The 22,727-nt window shown below is 68.6% G+C and carries 21 protein-coding genes; 9 read left to right on the top strand and 12 right to left on the bottom strand.

Annotation, left to right across the window (positions count from 1 at the left end; all coding sequences use genetic code 11):
* Positions 1-10: 10 nt before the first annotated feature.
* The 5 genes from VN378_RS15170 to dapF all read right to left on the bottom strand — a co-directional run bounded on the left by VN378_RS15170 (position 11) and on the right by dapF (position 4,689).
* A complete protein-coding gene (locus VN378_RS15170) occupies positions 11-652 on the bottom strand; it encodes a phosphoribosylanthranilate isomerase (RefSeq protein WP_325744397.1) in 642 nt (213 codons plus the stop codon).
* Between the two features lie 31 nt (positions 653-683).
* The gene (locus VN378_RS15165; RefSeq protein WP_325744396.1) at positions 684-1,898 is read right to left on the bottom strand and encodes an FAD-binding oxidoreductase; all 1,215 of its coding nucleotides are present in this window, start codon (positions 1,896-1,898) and stop codon (positions 684-686) included.
* 200 nt (positions 1,899-2,098) lie between these two features.
* Positions 2,099-2,788: a pseudouridine synthase gene (locus VN378_RS15160; protein ID WP_325744426.1), complete on the bottom strand. Its 690-nt coding sequence runs from the start codon at positions 2,786-2,788 to the stop codon at positions 2,099-2,101.
* Between the two features lie 74 nt (positions 2,789-2,862).
* Complete coding sequence (locus VN378_RS15155) at positions 2,863-3,762, bottom strand: class I SAM-dependent methyltransferase (protein ID WP_325744395.1); 900 nt, start codon at positions 3,760-3,762, stop codon at positions 2,863-2,865.
* A 93-nt stretch (positions 3,763-3,855) separates the two neighbouring features.
* Positions 3,856-4,689, bottom strand: a complete 834-nt coding sequence (dapF, locus tag VN378_RS15150) for a diaminopimelate epimerase (RefSeq protein WP_325744394.1) — start codon at positions 4,687-4,689, stop codon at positions 3,856-3,858.
* Between the two features lie 58 nt (positions 4,690-4,747).
* Between dapF and VN378_RS15145 the strand changes: the two genes are divergently transcribed.
* From VN378_RS15145 to VN378_RS15135, 3 genes are all read left to right on the top strand, one after another.
* Positions 4,748-5,563: a potassium channel family protein gene (locus VN378_RS15145; RefSeq protein ID WP_325744393.1), complete on the top strand. Its 816-nt coding sequence runs from the start codon at positions 4,748-4,750 to the stop codon at positions 5,561-5,563.
* Between the two features lie 207 nt (positions 5,564-5,770).
* On the top strand, positions 5,771-7,948 hold the full coding sequence (locus tag VN378_RS15140; RefSeq protein WP_325744392.1) for a prolyl oligopeptidase family serine peptidase: 2,178 nt from the start codon (positions 5,771-5,773) through the stop codon (positions 7,946-7,948).
* Between the two features lie 198 nt (positions 7,949-8,146).
* Positions 8,147-10,390, top strand: a complete 2,244-nt coding sequence (locus VN378_RS15135) for a prolyl oligopeptidase family serine peptidase (RefSeq protein ID WP_325744391.1) — start codon at positions 8,147-8,149, stop codon at positions 10,388-10,390.
* Positions 10,391-10,450: 60 nt separating this feature from the next.
* Here VN378_RS15135 and VN378_RS15130 read toward each other — a convergent pair whose 3' ends face one another.
* The 3 genes from VN378_RS15130 to ftsY all read right to left on the bottom strand — a co-directional run bounded on the left by VN378_RS15130 (position 10,451) and on the right by ftsY (position 12,746).
* Positions 10,451-11,071 carry a MarR family transcriptional regulator gene (locus VN378_RS15130; protein WP_325744390.1) on the bottom strand — a complete coding sequence of 207 codons (621 nt, stop codon included), beginning with the start codon at positions 11,069-11,071 and terminating at the stop codon, positions 10,451-10,453.
* 90 nt (positions 11,072-11,161) lie between these two features.
* On the bottom strand, positions 11,162-11,809 hold the full coding sequence (locus VN378_RS15125; protein WP_325744389.1) for an inner membrane-spanning protein YciB: 648 nt from the start codon (positions 11,807-11,809) through the stop codon (positions 11,162-11,164).
* A 1-nt stretch (position 11,810) separates the two neighbouring features.
* Positions 11,811-12,746, bottom strand: a complete 936-nt coding sequence (gene ftsY / locus VN378_RS15120; protein WP_325744388.1) for a signal recognition particle-docking protein FtsY — start codon at positions 12,744-12,746, stop codon at positions 11,811-11,813.
* 98 nt (positions 12,747-12,844) lie between these two features.
* Between ftsY and VN378_RS15115 the strand changes: the two genes are divergently transcribed.
* Positions 12,845-14,884 (top strand): NAD(+) synthase, encoded by a 2,040-nt coding sequence (locus tag VN378_RS15115; RefSeq protein WP_325744387.1) that lies wholly within the window; start codon positions 12,845-12,847, stop codon positions 14,882-14,884.
* A gap of 52 nt (positions 14,885-14,936) precedes the next feature.
* Positions 14,937-16,376, top strand: coding sequence for an amidohydrolase family protein (locus VN378_RS15110; protein WP_325744386.1), 1,440 nt, complete (start codon positions 14,937-14,939; stop codon positions 16,374-16,376).
* A 4-nt stretch (positions 16,377-16,380) separates the two neighbouring features.
* Here VN378_RS15110 and VN378_RS15105 read toward each other — a convergent pair whose 3' ends face one another.
* Positions 16,381-17,256, bottom strand: a complete 876-nt coding sequence (locus VN378_RS15105) for an alpha/beta hydrolase (protein ID WP_325744385.1) — start codon at positions 17,254-17,256, stop codon at positions 16,381-16,383.
* Positions 17,257-17,326: 70 nt separating this feature from the next.
* On the bottom strand, positions 17,327-17,839 hold the full coding sequence (locus tag VN378_RS15100) for an HAD family hydrolase (RefSeq protein WP_325744384.1): 513 nt from the start codon (positions 17,837-17,839) through the stop codon (positions 17,327-17,329).
* 176 nt (positions 17,840-18,015) lie between these two features.
* On the opposite strand from VN378_RS15100, the gene VN378_RS15095 reads away from it, so the two are divergent.
* The 3 genes from VN378_RS15095 to VN378_RS15085 are packed head-to-tail and all read left to right on the top strand — an operon-like array spanning position 18,016 to position 20,700.
* The gene (locus VN378_RS15095; protein WP_325744383.1) at positions 18,016-19,173 is read left to right on the top strand and encodes a DegT/DnrJ/EryC1/StrS aminotransferase family protein; all 1,158 of its coding nucleotides are present in this window, start codon (positions 18,016-18,018) and stop codon (positions 19,171-19,173) included.
* Between the two features lie 10 nt (positions 19,174-19,183).
* Complete coding sequence (locus VN378_RS15090) at positions 19,184-20,116, top strand: Gfo/Idh/MocA family oxidoreductase (protein ID WP_325744382.1); 933 nt, start codon at positions 19,184-19,186, stop codon at positions 20,114-20,116.
* Positions 20,113-20,700 carry a GNAT family protein gene (locus VN378_RS15085; RefSeq protein WP_325744381.1) on the top strand — a complete coding sequence of 196 codons (588 nt, stop codon included), beginning with the start codon at positions 20,113-20,115 and terminating at the stop codon, positions 20,698-20,700. The genes VN378_RS15090 and VN378_RS15085 overlap by 4 nt, the downstream gene beginning before the upstream one ends.
* Here VN378_RS15085 and VN378_RS15080 read toward each other — a convergent pair.
* On the bottom strand, positions 20,697-21,176 hold the full coding sequence (locus VN378_RS15080; RefSeq protein ID WP_325744380.1) for a MaoC family dehydratase: 480 nt from the start codon (positions 21,174-21,176) through the stop codon (positions 20,697-20,699). The genes VN378_RS15085 and VN378_RS15080 overlap by 4 nt on opposite strands.
* A gap of 20 nt (positions 21,177-21,196) precedes the next feature.
* Positions 21,197-22,177: a threonine/serine dehydratase gene (locus VN378_RS15075; RefSeq protein WP_325744379.1), complete on the bottom strand. Its 981-nt coding sequence runs from the start codon at positions 22,175-22,177 to the stop codon at positions 21,197-21,199.
* Between the two features lie 92 nt (positions 22,178-22,269).
* On the opposite strand from VN378_RS15075, the gene VN378_RS15070 reads away from it, so the two are divergent.
* Positions 22,270-22,727, top strand: a 458-nt coding sequence (locus VN378_RS15070) for an FGGY family carbohydrate kinase (RefSeq protein ID WP_325744378.1), incomplete at its 3' end; no start/stop codon positions are given.

Here is a 22,727-nt window from a genome sequence, read left to right as displayed (position 1 = left end):
ACGGCGGAATTCAGGCCGACCGCACCGCCTCCAGGAACGCCGTGACCAGCGCGGGGTCCTTAACACCTGGCGCGCTTTCCACGCCAGAGGACACGTCCACCAGCGGGGCGCCGGAAATCCGGATCGCCTCGCCGACATTGTCCGGCGTCAGCCCCCCGGCGACGAACCACGGATGACGGAAGGCCCGGTCGGCCAGCAGCACCCAGTCGAACCGCGCGCCCACCCCGCCCGGCAGGGCCGCGCCCTCGGGCGGCTTAGCGTCGAACATCAGATGATCGGCGAACGGCTCCCAGGCCTCCGCCTCGGCGAAATCCTCATGCGTGCGGACAGGCAGCACCTTGATGATGCCCGCCCCGGTCAGCAACCGGACCCGCTCCGCCCGCTCACGCGTCTCCGACCCGTGCAGCTGGATCAGGTCCGGCTTCAGGATCAGGGCGATCTCGGTCAGCAGGGCGTCGTCGGCGTCCACCGTCACCGCCACGATCCGGGCCCGGCCCCGGGCCCGCTCGAACAGGGTCGCGGCATGCAGCGGCTCGATGTGGCGCGGGCTCTTCGGAAACATCACCGCGCCGACGAAGGCCGCGCCGCCCGCGAGCGCCGCGTCCAGCGCATCCGGCGTGGTCAGTCCGCAGATCTTGGCGTGGGCGCTCATCGCTCGCAGGTGCTCCCGGCGCCCGGCGGGGTCAAGGCCGGTACAGGTCCGCGTCCGGGTCCGCCCCGCCGCGCAGCGCCGCCGAAACCACCTGCGAGGCGATGACCGAATAGGTGATGCCGTTGCCGCCGAACCCCATCACGGCCCAGGCGTGGTCCATGTCCGGAACGGGGACGATCGACGGCAGGCCGGTCGAGCTCTCGCCGAACGCCCCGGCCCAGCTGTAGTCGATCTCGAATTCGACCTGGGGCAACAGGGTCTTCAGCCTGGCGGCGATGGTCTCGCATTTGCGTGTCCGCTTCGCCGGGTCGGCATGGGCGTCCGGTGACGCCTCGTCCTCCCCGCCGACGATCAGCCGCCCGTCCCCGCCCATGCGGAGATACAGGTACGGATCCGACGCCTCCCAGACCAGTGTCTCCCTCAACCACGCCGGACAGCGCTGGCGCGGCTTCGAGGCCAGGGCCCAGGTCGAGATCACCTTCGCCCCCGGCGTCGGCACGCCGCGGGGGAACTCATAGCCGCAGCAGAACACCACCGCCCTGGCCCGCACCGCATGGCCCGCGTCGGTCAGCAGGGTGACCCCGTCCGGATCGCTGACGGCCTGCATCACCTCGACGCGGGAATACACCTTCGCTCCCGCCTTCTGCGCCCGTCGCAGCAACCCCGCCGCCAGCCGCGCCGGATCGCCGCTGGCCGAGCCCCCGCTGACGATGGCGCCGGTCCGCTCGATGCCGAACCGCTCGCGCAGCACCTCCGGTCCGACGTACCGGCTCTCCAGCCCGATCGCCGCCCGCGCCACAGCCTCGGCCTCCAGCGCGCGATGGCCGTATGCGTCGCCAGCCAGATAGAGGGTGTCCTTGCCGTGACAGCCGCAGACGATCCCCTCGTCGGCGATGATCCGTTTCAGATCGTCCACCGCCTGGCGCGATCGCAGCCAGGCCCGCTTCGCCCTCGCCATGCCGATGCGGTCGGCCAGCGCCGTCAGCGGCAGGTCGATCTCCCACTGCAGCAGGGCCGTGGAGGCGATCGTCGACCCCATCAGCGGCGGTCGCCGGTCCAGCACCGCCACCGTGTGGTCGCGGCTCAATTCATGGGCCATGAAGGCGCCGCTGATCCCCGCCCCGACGATGGCCACATCGACCGATATCGCCGCTTTCAGCGGCCGCACGGGCACGCCCAGACCATGGCTGTCCGCCCACAGCGATCGCCCGGTGCGCAGGTCCCTCTTGATCGTCGCCCCGGTCATGCCGTCTCCGCTGGAAGCGGAGCTTTAGAGCCCGAGATGGACCCGGGTTCCCGCGCCTTCATCCGTGCATCCCGGCGAAAGCCGGGATCCAGTGCTTTCGCGAGGCAGGCTGCGCGGGATTGGCGGACGCGCGAACCGGCCCCGCCGAAGCTCCCAAAGAACTGGGTCCCGGCTTTCGCCGGGATGATCGGATCAGGGGATCACTGGAAGATCAGATCAATCTCCGCCGCGTCCAGCAGCCGCCACTCCCCCGTCGCCAGATCGTCCGGCAGGGTCAGCCCGCCGACGCGTTCGCGGTGCAGCCCCTCGACGTGATTGCCCACCGCCGCGAACATCCGCCGCACCATGTGATAGCGGCCCTCGGTCACGGTCAGCCGGGCCTCGGTGGGCGACAGCACCTCCAGCACCGCCGGCGACAGCGGCTTGTCCTCCCCCTCCAGCACCAGACCCCCGGCGGCGAAAACTCCACCCTCGGTCCCGTCCAGCGGCCGCGCCAGCGTCGCGCGGTAAACCTTGGCCACATGGCGCTTGGGCGAAATCACCCGGTGCAGCAGGTCGCCATCGTCGGTCAGCAGCAGCAGGCCCGTGGTCTGCTTGTCCAGCCGGCCGATGGTCGAGATGGCCGGATCGCGTCGCCGCCAGCGCGGCGGCAGGACGTCATAGACCAAGGCCCCGTCCTCCTTGCGCGAACAGGTCATGCCCAGCGGCTTGTTCAGCATCATCACCAGACCCGGCGGCGGATCCAGCGGCTCGCCGTCGATCTCCATCCGCGCCGGCAGGTCCGGCGTCACCGCGATCCGTTTCGACACGTCGGTCAGGTCGACTCCGTCCAGCACGATCCCGCCCGCCTTGCCCAGCCGCGCCATCTCGGTCCGCGAGCCATAGCCCATCGACCCCAGCAGCTTGTCGATGCGGCTTGTTGGCGGGCTACCGCGCTTCGCGCTGCTTGAGCCCGTCGCCGTCTTCACTTCACCGCCTCGAACACCTTGTACCCGCCCGCGTCGGCGGCCATCCGCACGCGCTTGAAGGCGGCGTTCAGTTCGGCCTCATAGGGCAGGTGCCGGTTGGCCACGAGCCAAAGCACCCCGCCCTTGCCCAGCATGGCCGCGGCCTGACGGATGAAGGCCTGACCCAGCCGCTTGTCCTCGGCTCCGCCGTCGTGGAAAGGCGGATTGGTGACCACAAAGTCGAGATCGCCGGGCGTTTCTAGGGTGCGGACATCCGCCCATTCGAAGCGGGCGCGCGGATCCACGACGTTCTTCCGCGCCGCCGCGATGGCGCGCCGGTCCAGATCGACCAGCCGCAACGAGGTCACCGCGGGCGAGCGCAGCACCACCGTCGCCAGGGCGCCGTAGCCGCAGCCGAGATCGGCTCCCGCCCCCTTCAGCGCCGGCGCGGTCTGCGCCAGCAGAAGCGAACCGGCGTCGATCCGGTCCCAGGCGAAGATCCCCGGCTGCGACCAGGCTTCCAGTCCCTCGACCAGACGCGGCGCCCCTTCGGCGATGGCCTCGTCGATCCCGGTCAGGGTCTCCGGCCGTATGACGACGCAGCGGCGGTGGTGCGCCCTGGCGCTCTCCCCGACCTCGACGCCGAAGCCTTCCAGCTCCTTCTTCAGCCGCGACCCGCCCTTGTCCTTGGCCGCCATGACGTCCAGTCGACCGCCCGGCTTCAACGCCTTCAGCGCCAGCGCCAGCGTATGGCGCCGCTCCAGCACGCCGGGCGGGGCGTAGATCATGATCTCGTCGACCGAGCCTTCGGCTGCGTCCTCGAGCGGAGTCGAGCCGGGAATCAGCGGCGAAACCTGCGTCGCCGCGCCGGGGGGGTCGAATACCGCCGGTGGGCGGCCATACAGGAGGGTGGTCATGGCGCGGCCTATAGCGGGATTGGGACGCGGCGCGAACCCGGCCGGGCGTACGAGGCGCAATCCTGCCGCGCCAACCCGCCGGGTTGTCGGGCGCTAGACCGACAGCGTCCCGGTCCGCTCGACCACCACCGGACCCGTCATCAGCACGTGGTCCGTTGCCTCGTCCCAGGCGATGGACAGTTCGCCGCCGTCGACGTCCACTGTCGCAGACCGGCCGGTCAGGCCGCGCCGCGCCGCCGCGACGAGGGCGGCGCAGGCGCCGGTGCCGCAGGCCTTCGTCAGGCCGGCCCCGCGCTCCCAGACACGCAGGCGGATGTGGTCGGGCGCGGTGACATGGGCGAAGCCGACATTGACCCCCTCGGGGAAGCGCGGGTGATGTTCGATCAGCGAACCCGTGCCGCGTACGAAGGCGTCGTTCGGCGTATGGTCCATGAAGAAGACGACGTGGGGATTGCCCATGGAGACGGCGCCGGGCGTATGCAGCACCGGATCATCGATCGGCCCGACCTGAAGCTCGATGCCGCGCGTGTCCATGGCCTCGTCCAGCGGTATCTGCTCCCAGTCCAGCCGCGGCGCGCCCATGTCGACGGTGATCCGGCCGTCGGCGGCGCGCCGCGCCGTTGCGGCTCCCCCCAGGGTGTCGATGACGACGCTGTCCCTGCCGGTCGATTCCATCAGCATCCAGCCGACGCACCGCAGGGCGTTGCCGCAGGTTTCGACCTGGCCGCCGTCGGCGTTCCACACCCGCATGAAGGCGTCGCCGGTCGCGGACGGTTCGATGGCGATCAGCTGGTCGCAGCCCTCGCCGGTTTCGCGGTCGGCGATGGCCCGCGCCTGATCGGCCGTCGGCGCGAACGGCGTCTCCAGCGCATTGACGACGACGAAGTCGTTGCCGGCGCCGTTCATCTTGACGAAGGGACGGGTCATTGGACCCGATATAGAGACGCACTGGACCTTAGGCGAGGGAACCGCGTTAAGCTGGGCCATGAGTCGAGCCAAAGCCGCGCCGAAGTCCGTTCCCGACAAGGCCGAGGGCCTGCGTCTGCGGGCCCGGCTGCGCTACCTCTACCACGGCTCCTCGCCGCTGGCGGTGCGGTTCCGGCTGGCGGTCATCGTCATCGACTTCGCCATCATCGGCTTCTTTCTCGCCGCGCCGATCCTGCACGAGGCCGGGCTCGTCTTCTATGTCGTGGACTATGTCATCGCCGCCGTTCTGGCGGCCGATCTGGCCGCCCGGGCCTACGCCCACACCGACTGGAAAGACTGGCTGAAAAAGCCGGCGACCTGGGTCGATCTGTTCGTGCTGGCCACCCTGCTGTTCCCGGCCTGGCTGTTCAACTTCGGCTTCCTGCGCTTGCTGCGGCTATGGACCCTGCTGCACTCGGACTTCTTCTGGCGCACCGTGGGCCACAAGTACGACGACACCCGGGTCGAGGAGGTCACCAAGGCCCTGGCCTCGCTGGTGACCTTCATCTTCGTGGTGACCGGGTTCGTCTACGCCACCTTCCGCGGCAGCCATCCCGGCATCAGCGGCTATCTGGACGCCCTGTATTTCACCGTCGCGACCCTGACGACGACCGGGTTCGGAGACATCACCCTGCCGGGCAACTGGGGGCGGGTGCTGTCGATCGTGGTCATGCTGACGGGCATCACCCTGTTCCTGCGGCTGGCCCAGACCATCTTCAGGCCGCACAAGATCAGGTTTCCCTGTCCCACCTGCGGCCTGCAGAAGCACGATCCCGATGCGGTGCACTGCAAGGCGTGCGGGGTGGTGTTGTGCATTCCGGATGAGGGGGCGTGAGGGGAGGGTTCAGGGAGTAGGGCTTGGGGAGCAGGCAGCAGGCCAGGGCGCTGGCGTCTGATGTCCGTGATCTCGCTAATCCCTGCTGCCTGCTGCCTGCTGCCTGCTCCCCCGAAGATGACAAAGCCGTAACCTCTATCCGGCCCGGCTTGTGGCTGACCCGCCGCCCGGTAAGGTGCCGCCCGACTTCAGTCGGGGACAACCAACATGATCCGCACCGCCGCGCTCGCCGCGCTTCTCGCTTCCACCGCCCTTTCGAGCGCCGCCATGGCCCAGACCTCCGTTCCCGCCCCGGCCGCCGCCGAGAGCTCGGGGGGCTTCGCGACCACGGACGCGACCGATCCGTATCTGTGGCTGGAAGAGGTCGAGGGCGAGCGCGCCATGGCCTGGGTCGAGGAACACAACGAGCGCTCGCTGGGCGTGCTGCGCGGCGATCCGCGCTTCGAGACCCTGCACCAGCAGGCGCTGGAGATCGTCCAGTCGCGCGACCGCATCCCGTCGCCCGGCTTCAACCACGACGGCACGATCGACAATTTCTGGCAGGACGCGGAGCATGTGCGCGGCGTCTGGCGCACCACGACGCTGGACAGCTATCGCAGCGGGGCGCCGCAGTGGGAGACGATCCTGGACTTCGACGCCTTGGCGGCGGCCGAGGGCAAGAACTGGGTCTACAAGGGGGCGACCTGCCTGCCGCCCGAGGAGACGCGCTGCCTGATCTCCCTGTCGGACGGCGGCAAGGACGCCGTGACGGTGCGCGAGTTCGACCGCGCCACGAAGACCTTCGTCGAGAACGGCTTCGTCCTGCCCGAGTCCAAGGGCGGGGCGTCGTGGGTGGACGAGAACACCCTGCTGATCTCGCGCGATTTCGGCCCGGGCACCCTGACCAGCTCGGGCTATCCGATGATCGTCAAGGTGCTGACGCGCGGCCAGACGATCGATCAGGCGCGCACGGTCTTCACCGGCCAGCCGACCGACGTTTCTGTCTCGGGCTATACGCTGCGCGACGCCGACGGCGTGGTGCAGGCGACGCTGATCAACCGGGGCGTCAACTTCTACGAGGGCGAAACGCACCGGCTGAACGCCGACGGCACGACCACGAAGCTGGAGCTGCCGGCCAAGTCCAACATCAACGCCCTGGTGCGCGGCCAGCTGGTGGTGACGACCGATCAGGACTGGACCGCCCCGTCGGGCCAGGCGTTCAAAACCGGGGACGTCATCGCCTGGGACCTGAACCGCTGGCTGGCCGATCCGGCGACGCCGGCGCAGCTGGTCATCCGTCCGACCGAGCGCGAGGCCATCGAGGGCATCACCGCGACCCGCAACAAGCTGGTCGTGGCCCTGTACGAGAACGTGCGCGGCGGGGTCTATGTTTATGAGCCGAACCCGTCGGGCGAGTGGGCGCGGACGCGGCTGAACCTGCCGCAGAATGTGTCGGTCGGGGTGGGTTCGGCCAGCGAGCGCGACGATCAGGTCTTCGTCAGCGTCAGCGGCTATCTGAACCCGTCCAGCCTGTATCTGGCCGACGCCGCGACGGGCGCGGCCGCTGTGACCAAATCCCTCCCGGCCAAGTTCGACGCTACGGGGATGACGGTCGACCAGTTCGAGGCCCGCTCGGCCGACGGGACGATGATCCCCTATTTCGTCGTCCACAGGGGCGACATGGCCATGGACGGGTCGAATCCGACGCTGCTGTATGGCTATGGCGGCTTCCAGAACTCGCTGCTGCCCGGCTATTCGGCCACGGTCGGCAAGCTGTGGCTCGAGCGGGGCGGGGTCTATGTCATCGCCAATACGCGCGGCGGCGGCGAGTTCGGGCCGCGCTGGCACCAGGCGGCGTTGCAGGAGAACCGCCAGCGGGCGCACGAGGACTATCAGGCCGTGGCCCTGGACCTGATCGCGCGCGACATCACCTCGCAGCCGCGACTGGGCGTCATGGGCGGCTCCCAGGGCGGGCTGTTCATGGGGGCGATGCTGACCCAGCGCCCGGACCTGATCAACGCCGCCGTCATCCAGGTGCCGCTGTTCGACATGCTGCGATTCCACAAGCTGCTGGCCGGGGCCTCGTGGATGGCCGAATACGGCAACCCCGACGTGCCGGCGGAACGGGCCTGGATCCAGCGCTATTCGCCCTATCAGAACCTGCGCACCGGCCAGCCCTATCCCGAGGTCTTCATCCACACCTCGACCAAGGACGACCGCGTCCATCCGGGCCACGCCCGCAAGGCGGCGGCGCGGCTTGAAGAGCTGGGCTATCCGGTGCTGTTCTACGAGAACACCGACGGGGGCCATGCGGCGGGCGCGAACCTGCGGGAGACGGCCCGGCGTCTGGCGCTGGAGTACACCTATCTGAGCCGCCGGCTGATGGATCAGCCGGCGCAGGAATAGGGCCGCCCGGTCGCTACGACCGATTCTGACGCACACGGAGTCCATGCTGTTGAGCCTGCATTCGGCGGCGGAGGGGGAAGGGCAGCGTGTGCGACCAGTTCGCAACTTGGCAGGGTTTGGCAGGGTTGGCGCCCCGATTTTCGCAAAACCCTGCCAGATCGCCGCCCGCCGGTCCGGCGCCGCGGCTTGAGGAATGAGATGAACAGACTGATCCTGTCCGCCGCCATCCCGGCGCTTCTGCTCGCAGCCTGCGCGGGCGGCCCGGCGCCGATCCCGGTTCGTACCCTGGACGCGGCCGACGTCCCTCGCCCGCTGCAGACCCCGCCGCCGCACCTGCCGGCCGACCTGACCCCCGCCGGGGTGCGCGCCGCCGACGATCACCTGGCGCTGGAAGAAGTGAATGGCGCCGAGGCCATGGCCTTCGTGGCCGGGTCCAACACCAGGGCGCTGGCGTCGCTGGAGGGGGACCGGCGCTATGAGACCTTCCGCCGGCAGGCGTTCGACATCCTGTCGGCCACGGACCGCATCCCCAGCCCAAGCTTCCTGGGCGAGGGGATCGGCAATTTCTGGCAGGACGCGGCCAATCCGAAGGGCCTCTGGCGGCGGACGACGCTGGACAGCTATCGCTCGGGGGCGCCGGTCTGGGAGACGATGCTGGACATCGACGCCCTGTCGCGGGCCGAGGGCAAGGACTGGGTCTGGAAGGGCGCGGACTGCCTGGCGCCGGACGAGACGCGCTGTCTGGTTTCGCTGTCGGACGGCGGCAAGGACGCGGTGGTGGTGCGCGAGTTCGACACCGCTACCGGCCTGTGGGTCGAGGACGGCTTCATCCTGCCCGAGGGCAAGCACCGGCTGGAATGGCTGGACCGCGACACGCTTCTGGTGGCGACGGACTTCGGGCCGAACACGCTGACGGAGTCGGGCTATCCCTTCATCGTCAAGTCGCTGAAGCGCGGCCAGACGCTGGCGCAGGCGACCGAGGTCTATCGCGGCGACATCGGCGACGGCGGGTATGGGGTGAGCCCGAGTGTGTATCGGGACAAGGATGGCGCGGTCCTGGCCGTGCTGATCAGCCGGCCGCTGGACACCTTCCGCTCGGAGACCTGGCGGCTCCTCGATGGCGCACCGATCAAACTGCACCTGCCGGAACGGGTGTCGATCTACGGCGCTCAGGGCGAAGAGCTGGTCTTTTCAAATGACGAGGGCTGGCGCTGGGGGGGCATGGATATCAAGCCCGGATCGCTGATCGCACTGCCCCTGGGTTTTCTTGAAAGGAGAAGCGGCGAGGACGACGGCGAGGTGGTGGTTTGCCCGCATTGCTCCCGTCCGGAGATATTCTCGCCGGGTCCGCGCGAGTCGCTTCAAGGCGTCCGGGTGATGAGCGACGGCGTGCTCGTCGCCATTTCAGACAACGTCGTCGGCCGACTTGCGCGTTTCCAGCGACAGCTGGTGGGCCGCAATAGGGCCTGGCAGGCAACTGACATCCCCGTCGCCACCAACAGCGACGTCGGCCTGGGCGATTCCTCCAAGTCGCGGGGCGAGGTGTTCATCTCGACCCAGGGCTTCCTGACGCCACAGACGTTGAGCCTTGCCGATACGACCGCCGCGACGATCACCGAACTGCGTCAGGCCCCGGCCCGGTTCGACGCCTCGACCCATGTGGTCGAGCAGTTCGAGGCGACGTCGTCGGACGGGACGAAGATTCCCTATTTCGTGGTCAGGCCGAAGGACCTGGTCATGGACGGCCATGCGCCGACGATCATCTACGGCTACGGCGGCTTCCAGGTGTCCAAGCCGCCGATCTACATCCCCGAGATGGGCAAGCTGTGGCTCGAGAACGGCGGCGTCTACGTCAACGCCAACATCCGCGGCGGCGGCGAGTTCGGACCGGCCTGGCACCAGAGCGTGCTGAAGGAGCACCGGCAGCTCGCCTTCGACGACTATGCGGCGGTCGCGCGGGATCTGCATCAACGCGGCATCACCTCGCCGCGCCGGACAGGCATCTATGGCCGGTCGAACGGGGGGGTGCTGACCTCGGTGGCCGTCACCCAGCATCCGGAGCTGATCAATGCGGCGGTGATCGAAAGCCCGCTGATCGACATGCTGCGCTATCACGAACTGCCGGCCGGGGCGTCGTGGATCGGCGAATACGGCGATCCACGCATCCCGGAGGAGGCGGCGTATATCGCGCGGTATTCGGCCTATCAGCAGCTTCGTCCGGAAACGGAGTATCCGCGCGTCTACATCACCACCAACACGCGGGACGACCGGGTCCATCCGGGCCATGCGCGCAAATTCGCCGCGCGGCTGGGCGAGCAGGGCCACGACCATCTGTATTACGAGGAGACGTCAGGCGGCCATTCCAACGACGCCGACCCGGTCGCCAACGCCCGCCGCTGGGCCCGGCACTATGTCTATCTGAGCCAGCAACTGATGGATTGAGCTTGTCATCCCGGATCGCCGCCTCGCGGCGTCCGGGATGACAATGGGTCTGGTAGAAGCCTAGGCCGGTTCGAGGGCCTTGGCCTTCTTGGGCTTGGGCGCCTTGGCCGGTTTTTCGACCTTCGCAGCCTTGGCGGGCTTCTCCGCCTTCTTCGCCAGCTTTTCGGCCTTCTTCGCCTCGCGCGCGGCCTTCTTGGCGGCGCGGGCCTCGGCCTTGGCCTTGGCGGGGGCGGCGTCGGCCTCGCCGGCCAGTTCGGCCAGCAGGTCGAGGAAGCCGTCGCGCTTGCCCTTGGGCAGCAGGGCCAGGATTCGCTTGTCGGCCGCCTCGACCTTCGGGCGGGCCGCATCGAGGGCCGCCTGACCTGCCGCTGACAGGCGCACGGCCTTGGCGCGCGCGTCAACGACCGACTTTTCGCGGTCCAGCAGACCCTTTGTGGTCATGCGCGAAACCAGATCGGCCAGGGTCGAGCGGTCGATGCCGGTGGCCCGGACCAGATCGGTCTGGGTCAGGCCGGACTTCTGGCTGACCGCCTCCAGCACGGCGAACTGACGCTGGGTCAGACCGTCCGCGCCCGTCTCTTCGGAATAGATGTCCAGCGCCAGCTGCAAGACGCGATGCATCAGGTGGCTGGGCGACGCGGCCAGGCCGCCGCGTTTCGCCTTGTTCCCGGACTTGACCATGGACCGTATCCCCTTGAACGCAGCGTCACTGCTAGCAGGCGCATTTTACGGTTTGACGACGGACGATACGTGAACGCCGCAAGGCCGCGGCTAAAGACCCGGATCGGGAGACACCGGGCCCGGCTCTTCGTCCTTGATCAGGTGTTTGAGGATGTAGGGAATCTGCAGCAGGCCGAACACGCTGGCGGCGATCCAGATGAAGCCGCGGAAGGCCACCCATGTGTCGTCCGTCTGCGTGCGCCAGACGATCTCGTTGGCGACGGCGACGGTCGCGAAATACAGACCGTAACGCAGGGTCAGCCCGCGCCAGGCGTGATCGGTCACCTTGATGGAGTCGCCGAGCAGATATTTGAACGGATATTTGCCCAGCGGCAGCGACCCCAGGAGCACGGCGGCCAGCAGGCCGTTCTGTATGCTGAGCTTGATCTTCAGCAGGGCCGGGTCGTGGAAGAACAGGGTCAGGCCGCCGAAGATCAGGGCGAAACCGCCGGCCAGCAGGGGCAGAGGCGCCAGGCGGCGCTCGACCGCATAGCCGACGGCCAGGGCGATGGCCGAGGCCACCACCAGCACCCAGGTCGCCTGAACGATGGCTTCGCGCCCGTCGAGGCCGCGGGCGCGCAGCAGGACATAGGCGGCGGCGAAGGCGACCAGGGCGCCGAAGTCGACGGCCTGGCGGATCCATTGCCGGTTCTTCGTGGGCGTCCCGGGGGGCGTTTCGGGGGTCGGCGTATCGGTCATGTCAGTCCTCGAGCCCCACCAGCGATCTTGAAAAGGCCCGCGCGTCGAAGGGTTGCAGGTCGTCTATGCCTTCGCCGACGCCGATCAGCTTGATCGGGGCGTCCGAGGCCTGGGCGACGGGGACAAGGACGCCGCCGCGCGCCGTGCCGTCCAGCTTGGTCATGACCAGGCCCGAGACATAGGCGGTGCGTCCGAAGATCTGCTCCTGGGCCAGGGCGTTGCGCCCGACGGTGGCGTCCAGCACGAGCAGGGTTTCATGCGGGGCCTCCGGATCGATCTTCTTCAGCACGCGCACGATCTTGAGCAGTTCGTCCATCAGGGCGGACTTGTTCTGCAACCGGCCGGCGGTGTCGATCAGCACGACGTCGTACCCTTCCGCCTTCGCCCGGGTGTAGGCGTCAAAGGCCAGGCCGGCGGGGTCGGCGCCGTCGCGGCGGCTTTCGAAGGTCGCGCCGGCGCGCTCGGACCAGATTTTCAGCTGTTCGCGGGCGGCTGCGCGGAAGGTGTCGCAGGCCACGATCATGACCTTGGCGCCCTGTCCGGTCAGTTCGGCGGCGATCTTGCCCAGGGTCGTGGTCTTGCCCGATCCGTTGACGCCGACGAACAGGGTGACGAAGGGGCGGGGGCCGTTGAGGGGCTCGTAGCGGGCCTCATGATTGACCAGTTCGGCGGCGACGGCCTCGGCCAGGGCTTCCTTGACCTCGCGTTCGTTCGATCCGGCGCCGAAACGCAACTCGCGGAAACGGGCGACGATGCGGTCAGTCGCGGCGGGGCCCAGATCGCTTTCCAGCAGGTGTTCTTCCAGCTGGTCGAGCGCGGCTTCGCTGAGCGGTTCCTTGACGAAGGCGGCGACGACCTGCTCGGTCATCTGTTTCGAGGAGCGGGAAAGCCCCTCGCTCAGCCGCGAGAGCCAGCCCTTTTTCGGCGTATCGTTCATGCCTTGGCTTTAGCTGGCGCGTTGAGACAGGTCACGGGCAATCGTGGCGCGAGCCGGCCTTTGCCTCTAAATGAGCATTGAACCGCAGGAACCGTCGCTTGGCCCAGCCCCACCCGTTCCATTCGTCCCGCACCCACGGCTTCGTCCGCGTGGCCGCCGCAACGCCGGTCGTGCACATCGCCGATCCGGCCGCGAACGCGGAAGAGCACGCCGCCCTGATCCGTCAGGCCGGCGAAAAGGGCGTGGACCTGATCGTCTTTCCCGAGCTGTCTCTGAGCGGCTACGCCATCGACGATCTGCTGATGCAGGACGCCCTGCTGGCCGAGGTCGAGCGGCGCATCGCCGAACTGGCTGAAGCGGCGGACGAAGCTGGCGTCGTGGCCGTTGTCGGCGCGCCGGTCCGCAGCGGCGACGCCCTGTTCAACTGCGCGGTGGTGCTGGGTTCAGGCGCGGTGCTGGGCGTCGTGCCCAAGACCTATCTGCCGAACTATCGCGAATACTATGAGAAGCGCTGGTTCGCGCCAGCAGCCAGCCGGTCCGAGGATTCGGTGGTCCTGAACGGCGAGACGGTCGATTTCGCCCCGGGCCTCATTTTCGAGGCGGCCAATCGTCCGGGCTTCGTCTTCGCCGCCGAGATCTGCGAGGACTTCTGGGCTCCTCAGCCGCCGTCGACGCGCGCGGCCCTGGCCGGGGCGCGCATCCTGCTGAACCTGTCGGCTTCGAATATCGTCATCGGCAAGGCCGGAGAGCGCGCCCTGTTATGCGCCAGCCAGTCGACGCGGACCCTGTCGGCCTATGTCTTCACCGCCTCGGGCTGGGGCGAAAGCACCACGGATCTGGCATGGGACGGTCAGGCGACGATCCACGAGCTGGGCGCGAAACTGGCCGAAGGCGAGCGGTTTTCCCTGGAGAGCCATCTGACCATCGCCGACATCGACGTCGAACGGATCGGTCTGGACCGGCTGCGCAACGGCACCTTCGCCGACTGCGCCCGGATCGAGGGGGAGCCCGCGACCGTCGTGCCGTTCGAGGCTTATGAGACGGACGCGCCGGGCGATCTGATCCGCCCTCTCGACCGTTTCCCCTTCGTGCCCGATGACCCGGCGCGGCTGGACCAGGACTGCTACGAGGCCTTCAACATCCAGGTCCAGGGGCTGATGCGCCGAATGAAGGCGACCAATGGCGAGCGCATCGTCATCGGGGTGTCGGGCGGGCTGGATTCGACCCAGGCCCTGCTGGTCGCGTGCCGGGCCTTCGACCGGCTGAAGCTGCCGCGCTCGAACATCCTCGGCTTCACCCTGCCGGGGTTCGCGACCTCGGAAGGGACGAAGTCGAACGCCTGGACGCTGATGAAGGTCCTGGGGATCACGGGGTCCGAGATCGACATCCGTCCGGCCGCGACCCAGATGCTGAACGACATCGGCCATGCCTTCGCCATGGGCCAGCCGGTGCACGACATCACCTTCGAGAACGTCCAGGCCGGTCTGAGGACGGACTATCTGTTCCGGCTGGCCAACCAGCACAGGGCCTTCGTGCTGGGCACCGGCGATCTCTCGGAACTGGCGCTGGGCTGGGCCACCTATGGCGTCGGCGACCATATGAGCCACTACAACGTCAACGGCGGGGTAGCGAAGACGCTGATCCGGCACCTGATCCGCTGGGTGGCGGCGAAGGAGCATGCGGGCGAGGCGGCGGCGGTGCTGAACGCGATTCTGGACACGGAGATTTCGCCCGAACTGGTCCCCGCCGGCGCCGACGGGAAAATCCAGTCCACCGAGGGGACGGTCGGCCCCTATGCGCTGAACGACTTCTTCCTGTTCTACGTGACCCGCTTCGGGCTGAAGCCATCGAAGGTGGCGTTTCTGGCGCATCAGGCGTGGAAGGACGCGGCGACCGGCCACTGGCCGAGCGCCATGCCCGAGGAAGAGCGCGTCGCCTACGACCTGCCGGTCATCAAGGCATGGCTGCGGAAATTCCTGATCCGTTTCTTCCAGACCAGCCAGTTCAAGCGCTCGGCCCTGCCCAACGGACCCAAGGTGGTCACCGGCGGCTCGCTGTCCCCGCGCGGCGACTGGCGCGCGCCGTCCGACGCCACGGCGCGGGTGTGGCTGGATGAGCTGGACGCCAACGTTCCCTGACCTCGAGTGGGGCAGGGTTGGACGGACGGCGAAAACGGTACAGGCTGCGGTCATGACCCGTATCGCCCTGCGCCTCCTCGCCGCCCTCGCCCTGCTGTCGCCGGCCCTGCCCGCCGCGGCCCAGACACCCGCTCCGGCCCCGGCGCGACCGCCGTATGTGGCCTGGGATCAGGACCGCATCCTGATCCATGACGTCCGACTGGTGGACGGCACCGGCGCGCCGCCGCGCGAGCATGTCAGCCTGTTGATCGAACACGGCCGCATCGCCCGGGTGGCGGCGGCCGACGAGATGGGCGAGGTCGAGGGCGCGACGGTGGTCGAGGGGGCGGGCATGACCCTGCTGCCCGGCCTGGTGCTGATGCACGAACACATGTTCTACCCGACGGGCCGGGCCAACTACACCGAGATGGTCTTCAGCTTCCCGCGCCTCTATCTGGCCGGCGGGGTCACCACCCTGCGCACGGCCGGGACGATGGCGCCCTATGCCGATCTGAACCTGCGCGACGAGATCGCCGCGGGACGGATTCCGGGGCCCGACATCGACGTGACCGCCCCCTATCTGAACGGGCCGGGCCTGCCGATCCTGAAGGTCAACGCCCTGGGCGACGTCGCCGACGCCGAGCGGATGGTGACCTACTGGGCCGAGGAGGGAGCGACCTCCTACAAGGCCTATATGCACATCACCCGGGCCGAGCTGGCCCGTATCGCCGAACTGGCCCACGCCCGGGACCAGAAGGTCACCGGCCACCTGTGCTCAGTCACCTACCGCGAGGCCGCCGACGCGGGCATCGACAATCTGGAGCACGGCTTTTTCACCGCTTCGGACTTCGTGGCGACCAAGGCGCCCGACGTCTGTCCCTCGCGCGCGGATGTGGTCGCCTCGTTGGCGGCCCTCGATCCCGACGGGCCGGAGGTCGGGGCGCTGATGCGATATCTGATCGACCACGATGTGGTCCTGACCTCGACGCTGACGGTGTTCGAGACCCAGACGCCGGGCCGGCCCAAGGCGCCCGAGGCCGCCCTGCGCCTGCTCATCCCGCAGATCCGTCAGCAATACGAGGCCAGCTGGACCGCCGTGCAGAGCGCGCCGGCCATGCAGATCCAGACCGAGCTGTTCCCGCGGATGATGCGGATGGAGCGGCGCTACGCCGGGATGGGGGGGCGGCTGGTCGCGGGCACCGATCCTACCGGCTTCGGCGGGGTCATCCCGGGCTGGTCGTCCAGGCGTCAGCTGCAGCTGATGGTCGAGGCGGGGTTCAGCTTCCCCGAGGCTCTGCGCATCGCCACCCTGGAAGGCGCGCGCTTTCTCGGACGCGAGGCCGAGATCGGCTCGATCGAGGCCGGCAAGCGCGCCGACCTGATCCTGGTGCGCGGTGACCCGAACGTCGACCCGGCGGCGCTGGACGACATGCCGATCGTGTTCAAGAACGGCGTCGGCTACGACACCAACGTCATCTTCAACAGCCTGCAGGCGACGGTGGGCCTGAACTGAGCCGTCAGGGCAGTTCCGACAGGAACGGGAAGATCGCCGCCTTGACCTCGGGCTCGTCCAGCATGGGGGCGTGGCCGATCCCCGGAGCTTCGATATAGTCCATGTTCGGAGCGCGTTTTCGCATCTTCGCCGCGATCTTCGGGCTCAGAAGGTCCGACGTCTCGCCGCGCACCAGCAGGACGGGCCGGCCCTTCGTCAGGCGGGTGAACATGGGCCACAGGTTGGGGACCAGCGCCTTGGCTCCTGCGGCGCGGATGGGCACGGCGATGTCGGGATCATAGTCCAGCACCGGCGCGCCCTCGGTCCCGATCCTGAAGACGCGGCGGGCGAAGGCGTCCCAGTCGGCGTCCGTATAGTGGGGGAAGGCGACGGCGTTGTGCAGCTTCACATAGGCGGCGGCCTCGGGCCATCCGGGGGTGTCGACGGGCTGGCCGGAGTAGGCGGCTATTCGCATCAGCCCCTCCTTCGCCACCTCGGGCCCGATGTCGTTGAGGATGGCTCCGGCGACGACTTTCGAACGGATGGCGGTCACGGCCATGGTGATCAGGCCACCCATGGAGGTGCCCAGGAAGACGGCGCGCTCGATCCCCGACTGGTTCAGCAGGGCCAGCACGTCCCGGGCGTAGGTCGCCGGCTGGTAGGTCATGGGATCCGGCGCGCGGTCGGACCGCCCCCTGCCACGGATATCGACGGCCAGAACCCGGCGGCCGCTCTGGGCGATCAGGGGGGCGATGGCGCCGAAATCGGCCGAATTGCGCGTCAGGCCGTGGATGGCGACGACCGGCAGCCGGGCTGGACCCGACGCCGCCGCATAGTCGCGGGCGTAGAGGCTGAGGCCGTCGGCGCTGGTCCAGCGGCGGTCGGCGAAGGTCTGGGTCATGCAAGGCTCCGGGCGGTCGAAACCCAGCCTATTTCATCAGGCGGCGAAATCCCACAGGCGAGGGTGCGCCCTAATGCCCGAGCAGGTCGCGGACGAAGGCGTCCAGATCGCCGCCCTCGAACAGGAAGCCGGGCACCCCGGCGCGACGGGCCGCCTCCATGTCGGAGGGCTGGTCGCCGATCATGAAGCTCTTCGCCGGATCGATGCGATGATCAGCGATGGCGCGCAGGATCATGCCGGGATTGGGTTTGCGGTCGGGGTGGTCGGGGTGGATGTAGGCCTCGATCCGGCCGTCGGAATGGAAGGGGCAGGCGTAGACGGCGCCGATGATCGCGCCCCTCGCCGCCAGCCGCCGTACGATCAGGGCGTTGAACGCCTTCATCTGGTCTTCGGTGAACAGGCCGCGCGCCACGCCGGACTGGTTGGTGACGATGACGCACAGATAGCCCAGCTGGTTCAGCCGCCGTACGGCCTCGGCCGCGCCGGGCGTCAGGCGCAGATGCGCTTCCAGGTGGGGATAGCCAGTGTCCTCGATCAGCACGCCGTCGCGGTCGAGAAACACGGCGGGAACGCCGTTGGTCATGGCCGTTGCGCATACGCCGCCGTACACCCTCGTTGCAACCCGTCACGCGAAGTGACGGGCGGAACCCGGGCGGGGGTTTGGCGTGACGGCGTCCGATTTGGTAGGAGGCGCCCACACCGCGTCTCCCTTCGGGGCTGACGCCGCTTGCGCCGCGCGCGACCGGAGACCGTTCCGACATGACCATTCCCTTCATCGACCTGCAGGCCCAGCGCCTTCGCCTGGACGGCAAGATCGAGGCCGCCGTGCAGGCCGCCGTCGTCGGCGGGGCCTGGGTCATGGGACCGCAGGTGCGGCAGTTCGAGGCCGATCTGGCCACCTTCGGCCAGGCGAAGCATGCCCTAGGTTGCGCCAACGGCACCGACGCCTTGGCCCTGCCCCTGATGGCCTGGGGCGTCGGTCGCGGCGACGCCGTCTTCGTGCCTTCGTTCACGTTCGCGGCAACGGCCGAGATCGTGCCGTGGTTCGACGCCGAGCCGGTCTTCATCGACGTGGACGCCAGGACCTACAACATGGATCCCGGCCACCTCGAGGCCGCCATCGAGGCGACGATCAAGGAAGGCCGGCTGAAGCCGCGGGTGGTCATCGCCGTCGACCTGTTCGGCCAGCCCGCCGACTATCCGGCCATCAAGGCGATCTGCGACAGGCACGGCCTGAAGCTGATCAGCGACTCGGCCCAGGGCTTCGGCTGCACCATCGACGGAGAACATCCGCTGAAATGGGCAGACATCACCACCACCAGCTTCTTCCCGGCCAAGCCGCTGGGCTGCTACGGCGACGGGGGGGCGGTGCTGACCAATGACGACGACCTGGCCCAGCTGATCGACTCCATCCGCGTGCACGGCAAGGCGGTTGCGCGCGATCTGGAAGGCAAGACTTTCGACCACGACCCCAAATATCTGAACATGCGCATCGGCCTGAACAGCCGTCTGGACACCATCCAGGCCGCCGTCCTGATCGAGAAGCTCAAGGTGTTCGGTCAGGAGATCGAATGGCGCAACCGCATCGCGGCCCGCTACAACGAGGGCCTGCGTCCGCATGTGGCCGCCGTGCCGGACGTGCCGGCGGGCAATGTCTCCAACTGGGCGCAATACACCATCGAGTACGGGGACCGGGAGGGTCTGGCCGTGCATCTGAAGGAACAGGGCGTGCCGACGGCGGTCTATTATCCGATCCCGCTGCACCTGCAGCCGGCCTATGACATGTATCCGCGCGGGCCGCAGGGTCTGCCGGTGACCGAGCGGCTCAAGGACCGCGTCATCAGCCTGCCCATGCACGCCGACCTCGACGAGGCGACGCAGGACAGGATCATCGCGGCGGTCGCCGGCTTCCGGTAAGGTTGGTCGCATGACCCAGCATCTCCCTCCCCTGAAGGTCGGCGTCGCCGGCGTCGGCGTCATGGGGCGCAACCACGCCCGTGTGCTGTCGGACATCCGCGACTTCGACCTGACCGCCGTCTTCGATCCCGACGCCGCGACCGCCGACGGCGTCGCGGGCCTGTATGACGCGACGGCCTTCACCACGGCCGCGGACTTCGTCGCCGCCGGGCTCGACGCCGCCGTGGTCGCCACGCCCAACCGCCATCACGCAGACCTGGGCGTCGCCCTGCTGGAGAAAGGCGTCCACGTCCTGGTGGAAAAGCCGATCGCCGCCACCGTCGCCGACGCCCGGAGGATGATCGACGCCGCGAAGGCGAACAACCGGGTGCTGATGGTCGGCCAGGTCGAGCGCTTCAACCCGGCGGTCGAGGCGGTCAAGCGCGCCATCGAGGGCGACGACGTCATCTCCATCCAGATCACCCGCGTCGGCCCCTTCCCGCCGCGCATGGGCGAGGTCGGGGTGGTCATCGATCTGGCGGTGCACGACATCGACATCATCCGTCACCTGACGGACTCCGAGATCATCGAGGTCCAGCCCCAGCTGGCCCGCACCCGCGCCGAGCGCGAGGACACGGCCCTGCTCCAGTTTCGGCTGGCCAACGGGACCATCGCCCACATCACGACCAACTGGGTCACGCCCTACAAGGTGCGCACCCTTCAGGTCGCCACCATGAACCGCTTCGTGGTCGCCGATCTGATCACCCGTCAGGTCACGGAGTATTTCGGCCAGCAGGCCGACGGCTCCTACCAGACCCGCGCCGTCAACAGCTGGCCGGCCGAGCCGCTGAAGAAGGAGCTGGAAGCCTTCGCGCACGCCATCCGCACGGGCGAGCCGCCGGCGGTGACGGGCGAGGACGGCCTGCGGAACCTGGAAGTGGCGCTGAGGTGTCTCGGCGAATGAAGCTGGTCCCTGCGGTGCTGGAGAACCGGTTCGTCCGGCTGGAGCCGTTCGAGGATCGTCACAGGGAGCCGCTGCGCCTCGCCTGCGACGCCGATCCCGATCTGTGGTCCGCCCTCTATTACAACTCGCTGGGGGGTGAGGAATTCGACGGCGGCTGGGACGCCATGCGGGCACAGCAGGCGAAGGGCTGGCGCATTCCGTTCGCGATCATTCATGACGGCGCATGCGTGGGACTGAGCACCTTCATCGCGCCGGATGCGAAGAACGCCGCGGTCGAGATCGGTACGACCTACTACCGGCCCGAAGCCCGGGGCGGCGTGGTCAATCCGGCGACGAAGCGGCTGATGCTGGAACACGCCTTCGCCTGCGGCGCGGGCCGGGTTTCCTTCCAGGTCGATGCGATCAACGCCCGCAGCCGCGCCGCCATGCGCAAGCTGGGCGCGGTCGAGGAGGGCACGCTGCGCAACGACAAGATCACCTGGACCGGGCGGGTGCGCAGCTCGGTGATCTTTTCCATTCTCACGGAGGAATGGCCTGCGGTGCGGGCGGGGCTGGACGCGCGGCTGGCCGTGGCGACCGCCTAGCCCACCACCTGCATCCCCAGCCATTCCGCGATCAGCGCCGGCTTCTCCGCGCCTTCGATCTCGACCGTGACCTCGTGCTTGAGCAGCCATCGGCCGCCGCCCTTGTCCTCGGCGGACAGCAGTTTGAACCGCCCGCGGACGTTCGAACCGGCCCGCACGGGGGCGAGGAAGCGCAGTTTGTCGAAGCCGTAGTTGACCCCCATCACCACCCCTTCCAGCGGCGGGACGGAGTCATAGGTCATGGCGGAGAGCAGGCTGAGCGTCAGGAAGCCGTGGGCGATGGTTCCGCCGAACGGGGTGGCCTTCGCCGCCTCGGGGTCGATGTGGATGAACTGCCGGTCCTCGGTGATCTCGGCGAAGGCGTCGATGCGGGCCTGATCGACCGTGATCCAGCGGCTGACGCCGATCTCCTGGCCGATCAGGCCGGGCAGGTCGGCGACGGGGGTCGGCGTACCCTTGCGTTCGGTGCGGCTCATGGGCGTCGGGCTCCGTAAGGTCAGGCGGCGGGCGTGAAACGATCTTCGATGATGGCCGCGAACAGGGCCGGGTCGACATTGCCGCCCGACAGGATGACGGCGGTGGTCCGGTCCTTCGCCTCGACCTTGCCGGCCAGGACCGCCGCCAGCGACACGGCGCCGCCGGGTTCGACCACCAGTTTCAGCGTGTGGAAGGCATAGCGGACGGCCTCGGCCACCTCGGCGTCGGAGACGGTCTCGACCCGGTCGACGCGGCGGTTGATGGGGAAGGTCAGCTCGCCCGGCCGGTCGGTCATCAGGGCGTCGCAGATGGTGCCCTTGGCCGGGGCGTGGGTCAGCCGTTCGCCGGCGGCGATCGACAGCTGCATGTCGTTGTAGTCGCGCGGCTCGACCGCGATCACCGGCGTGTCGGGCGACAGGGCGGCCATCGACAGGTTGATCCCGGCGATCATGCCGCCGCCCGAGGCGCCGCAGACCAGCTGGTCCAAGGGCGCGTCGGCCTGTTCCATGATCTCCAGCCCGATGGTGCCCTGGCCCTCGATGACGAAGGGATCGTCGAACGGGCGGACCAGGATGGAGCCGCGGGTGCGGGCGATCTCCTCGCCGATGTCCTCGCGGCTTTCGGTATAGCGGTCGTACATCCGCACCTCGCCGCCGAAGCCGATGACCCCGTCGACCTTCACCTTCGGACTGTCGGCGGGCATGACGATGACGGCGCTGGTCCCCATCATCCGCGCGGCGCAGGCCACGGCCTGGGCGTGGTTGCCGGAGGAATAGGCGACGACGCCGCGCTTCAGCTCCTCGGGCGTCAGCCGGCTGATGCGGTTCCAGGCCCCGCGGAATTTGAAGGCCCCGGCGCGCTGCAGGGTCTCGGCCTTCATCAGCACGCGGCCCCCGACGCGCTCGTTCAGCGCCGGGCTTTCGATCAGGGGGGTGCGGACGGCGTGGCCGAGCAGCTGTCGGGCGGCGTCGCGGACGCCTTCGAAGGACGCGGTGTGCATTCGCCCACTTAACCGCATAGCTGGCGCTTGCGTAAGACTCCCTTCGCGGGGATGAGCGGGTTTTGGTACGAGCGATGGCGGGCTAACCTTCGATGATGAAGTCACTCATCCTCGCCATTGACCAAGGCACGACCTCCACCCGGGCCATCGCCTTCGAAACGGCGCCCGAGGGCGGGTTGCGGCCCGTCGCCGTCAGCCAGATCGAGCTGGAACAGCATTTCCCCCGATCCGGCTGGGTCGAGCACGACGCCGCCGAAATATGGACGGCGACCCTGCAGACCTGCCGCGAGGTCATCCGCAAGGCCGGAGGCGTCGGCCGGTTCGCCGCCGTGGGCATCACCAACCAGCGCGAGACTTCGGTGCTTTGGGATGCGGCGACGGGCGAGCCCCTGCATCGCGCTATCGTCTGGCAGGACAGGCGCACCGCCGCGGCGACGGGCGAACTGGCCGCCGCCGGACATGAGCCGATGGTGCAGGCGGCGACAGGGCTGATCCTCGATCCCTATTTCTCGGCCTCGAAATTCGCCTGGCTGCTGGACGCGGTTCCGGG

Origin of the sequence: Brevundimonas sp. (assembly GCF_035561115.1) — a bacterium.
Taxonomy (GTDB): domain Bacteria; phylum Pseudomonadota; class Alphaproteobacteria; order Caulobacterales; family Caulobacteraceae; genus Brevundimonas.
The sequence above is the reverse complement of the archived record's forward strand: the minus strand, read 5'-3'. Positions and strand labels throughout refer to the sequence as shown.

What these genes read in the sequence shown, in the direction of transcription:
- VN378_RS15170 (WP_325744397.1), bottom strand. Translation starts at nt 652, where the DNA reads ATGAGCGCCCACGCCAAGATCTGCGGACTGACCACGCCGGATGCGCTG.
- VN378_RS15165 (WP_325744396.1), bottom strand. Translation starts at nt 1,898, where the DNA reads ATGACCGGGGCGACGATCAAGAGGGACCTGCGCACCGGGCGATCGCTG.
- VN378_RS15160 (WP_325744426.1), bottom strand. Translation starts at nt 2,788, where the DNA reads ATGGGCTATGGCTCGCGGACCGAGATGGCGCGGCTGGGCAAGGCGGGC.
- VN378_RS15155 (WP_325744395.1), bottom strand. Translation starts at nt 3,762, where the DNA reads ATGACCACCCTCCTGTATGGCCGCCCACCGGCGGTATTCGACCCCCCC.
- dapF (WP_325744394.1), bottom strand. Translation starts at nt 4,689, where the DNA reads ATGACCCGTCCCTTCGTCAAGATGAACGGCGCCGGCAACGACTTCGTC.
- VN378_RS15145 (WP_325744393.1), top strand. Translation starts at nt 4,748, where the DNA reads ATGAGTCGAGCCAAAGCCGCGCCGAAGTCCGTTCCCGACAAGGCCGAG.
- VN378_RS15140 (WP_325744392.1), top strand. Translation starts at nt 5,771, where the DNA reads ATGATCCGCACCGCCGCGCTCGCCGCGCTTCTCGCTTCCACCGCCCTT.
- VN378_RS15135 (WP_325744391.1), top strand. Translation starts at nt 8,147, where the DNA reads ATGAACAGACTGATCCTGTCCGCCGCCATCCCGGCGCTTCTGCTCGCA.
- VN378_RS15130 (WP_325744390.1), bottom strand. Translation starts at nt 11,071, where the DNA reads ATGGTCAAGTCCGGGAACAAGGCGAAACGCGGCGGCCTGGCCGCGTCG.
- VN378_RS15125 (WP_325744389.1), bottom strand. Translation starts at nt 11,809, where the DNA reads ATGACCGATACGCCGACCCCCGAAACGCCCCCCGGGACGCCCACGAAG.
- ftsY (WP_325744388.1), bottom strand. Translation starts at nt 12,746, where the DNA reads ATGAACGATACGCCGAAAAAGGGCTGGCTCTCGCGGCTGAGCGAGGGG.
- VN378_RS15110 (WP_325744386.1), top strand. Translation starts at nt 14,937, where the DNA reads ATGACCCGTATCGCCCTGCGCCTCCTCGCCGCCCTCGCCCTGCTGTCG.
- VN378_RS15105 (WP_325744385.1), bottom strand. Translation starts at nt 17,256, where the DNA reads ATGACCCAGACCTTCGCCGACCGCCGCTGGACCAGCGCCGACGGCCTC.
- VN378_RS15100 (WP_325744384.1), bottom strand. Translation starts at nt 17,839, where the DNA reads ATGACCAACGGCGTTCCCGCCGTGTTTCTCGACCGCGACGGCGTGCTG.
- VN378_RS15095 (WP_325744383.1), top strand. Translation starts at nt 18,016, where the DNA reads ATGACCATTCCCTTCATCGACCTGCAGGCCCAGCGCCTTCGCCTGGAC.
- VN378_RS15090 (WP_325744382.1), top strand. Translation starts at nt 19,184, where the DNA reads ATGACCCAGCATCTCCCTCCCCTGAAGGTCGGCGTCGCCGGCGTCGGC.
- VN378_RS15085 (WP_325744381.1), top strand. Translation starts at nt 20,113, where the DNA reads ATGAAGCTGGTCCCTGCGGTGCTGGAGAACCGGTTCGTCCGGCTGGAG.
- VN378_RS15080 (WP_325744380.1), bottom strand. Translation starts at nt 21,176, where the DNA reads ATGAGCCGCACCGAACGCAAGGGTACGCCGACCCCCGTCGCCGACCTG.
- VN378_RS15075 (WP_325744379.1), bottom strand. Translation starts at nt 22,177, where the DNA reads ATGCACACCGCGTCCTTCGAAGGCGTCCGCGACGCCGCCCGACAGCTG.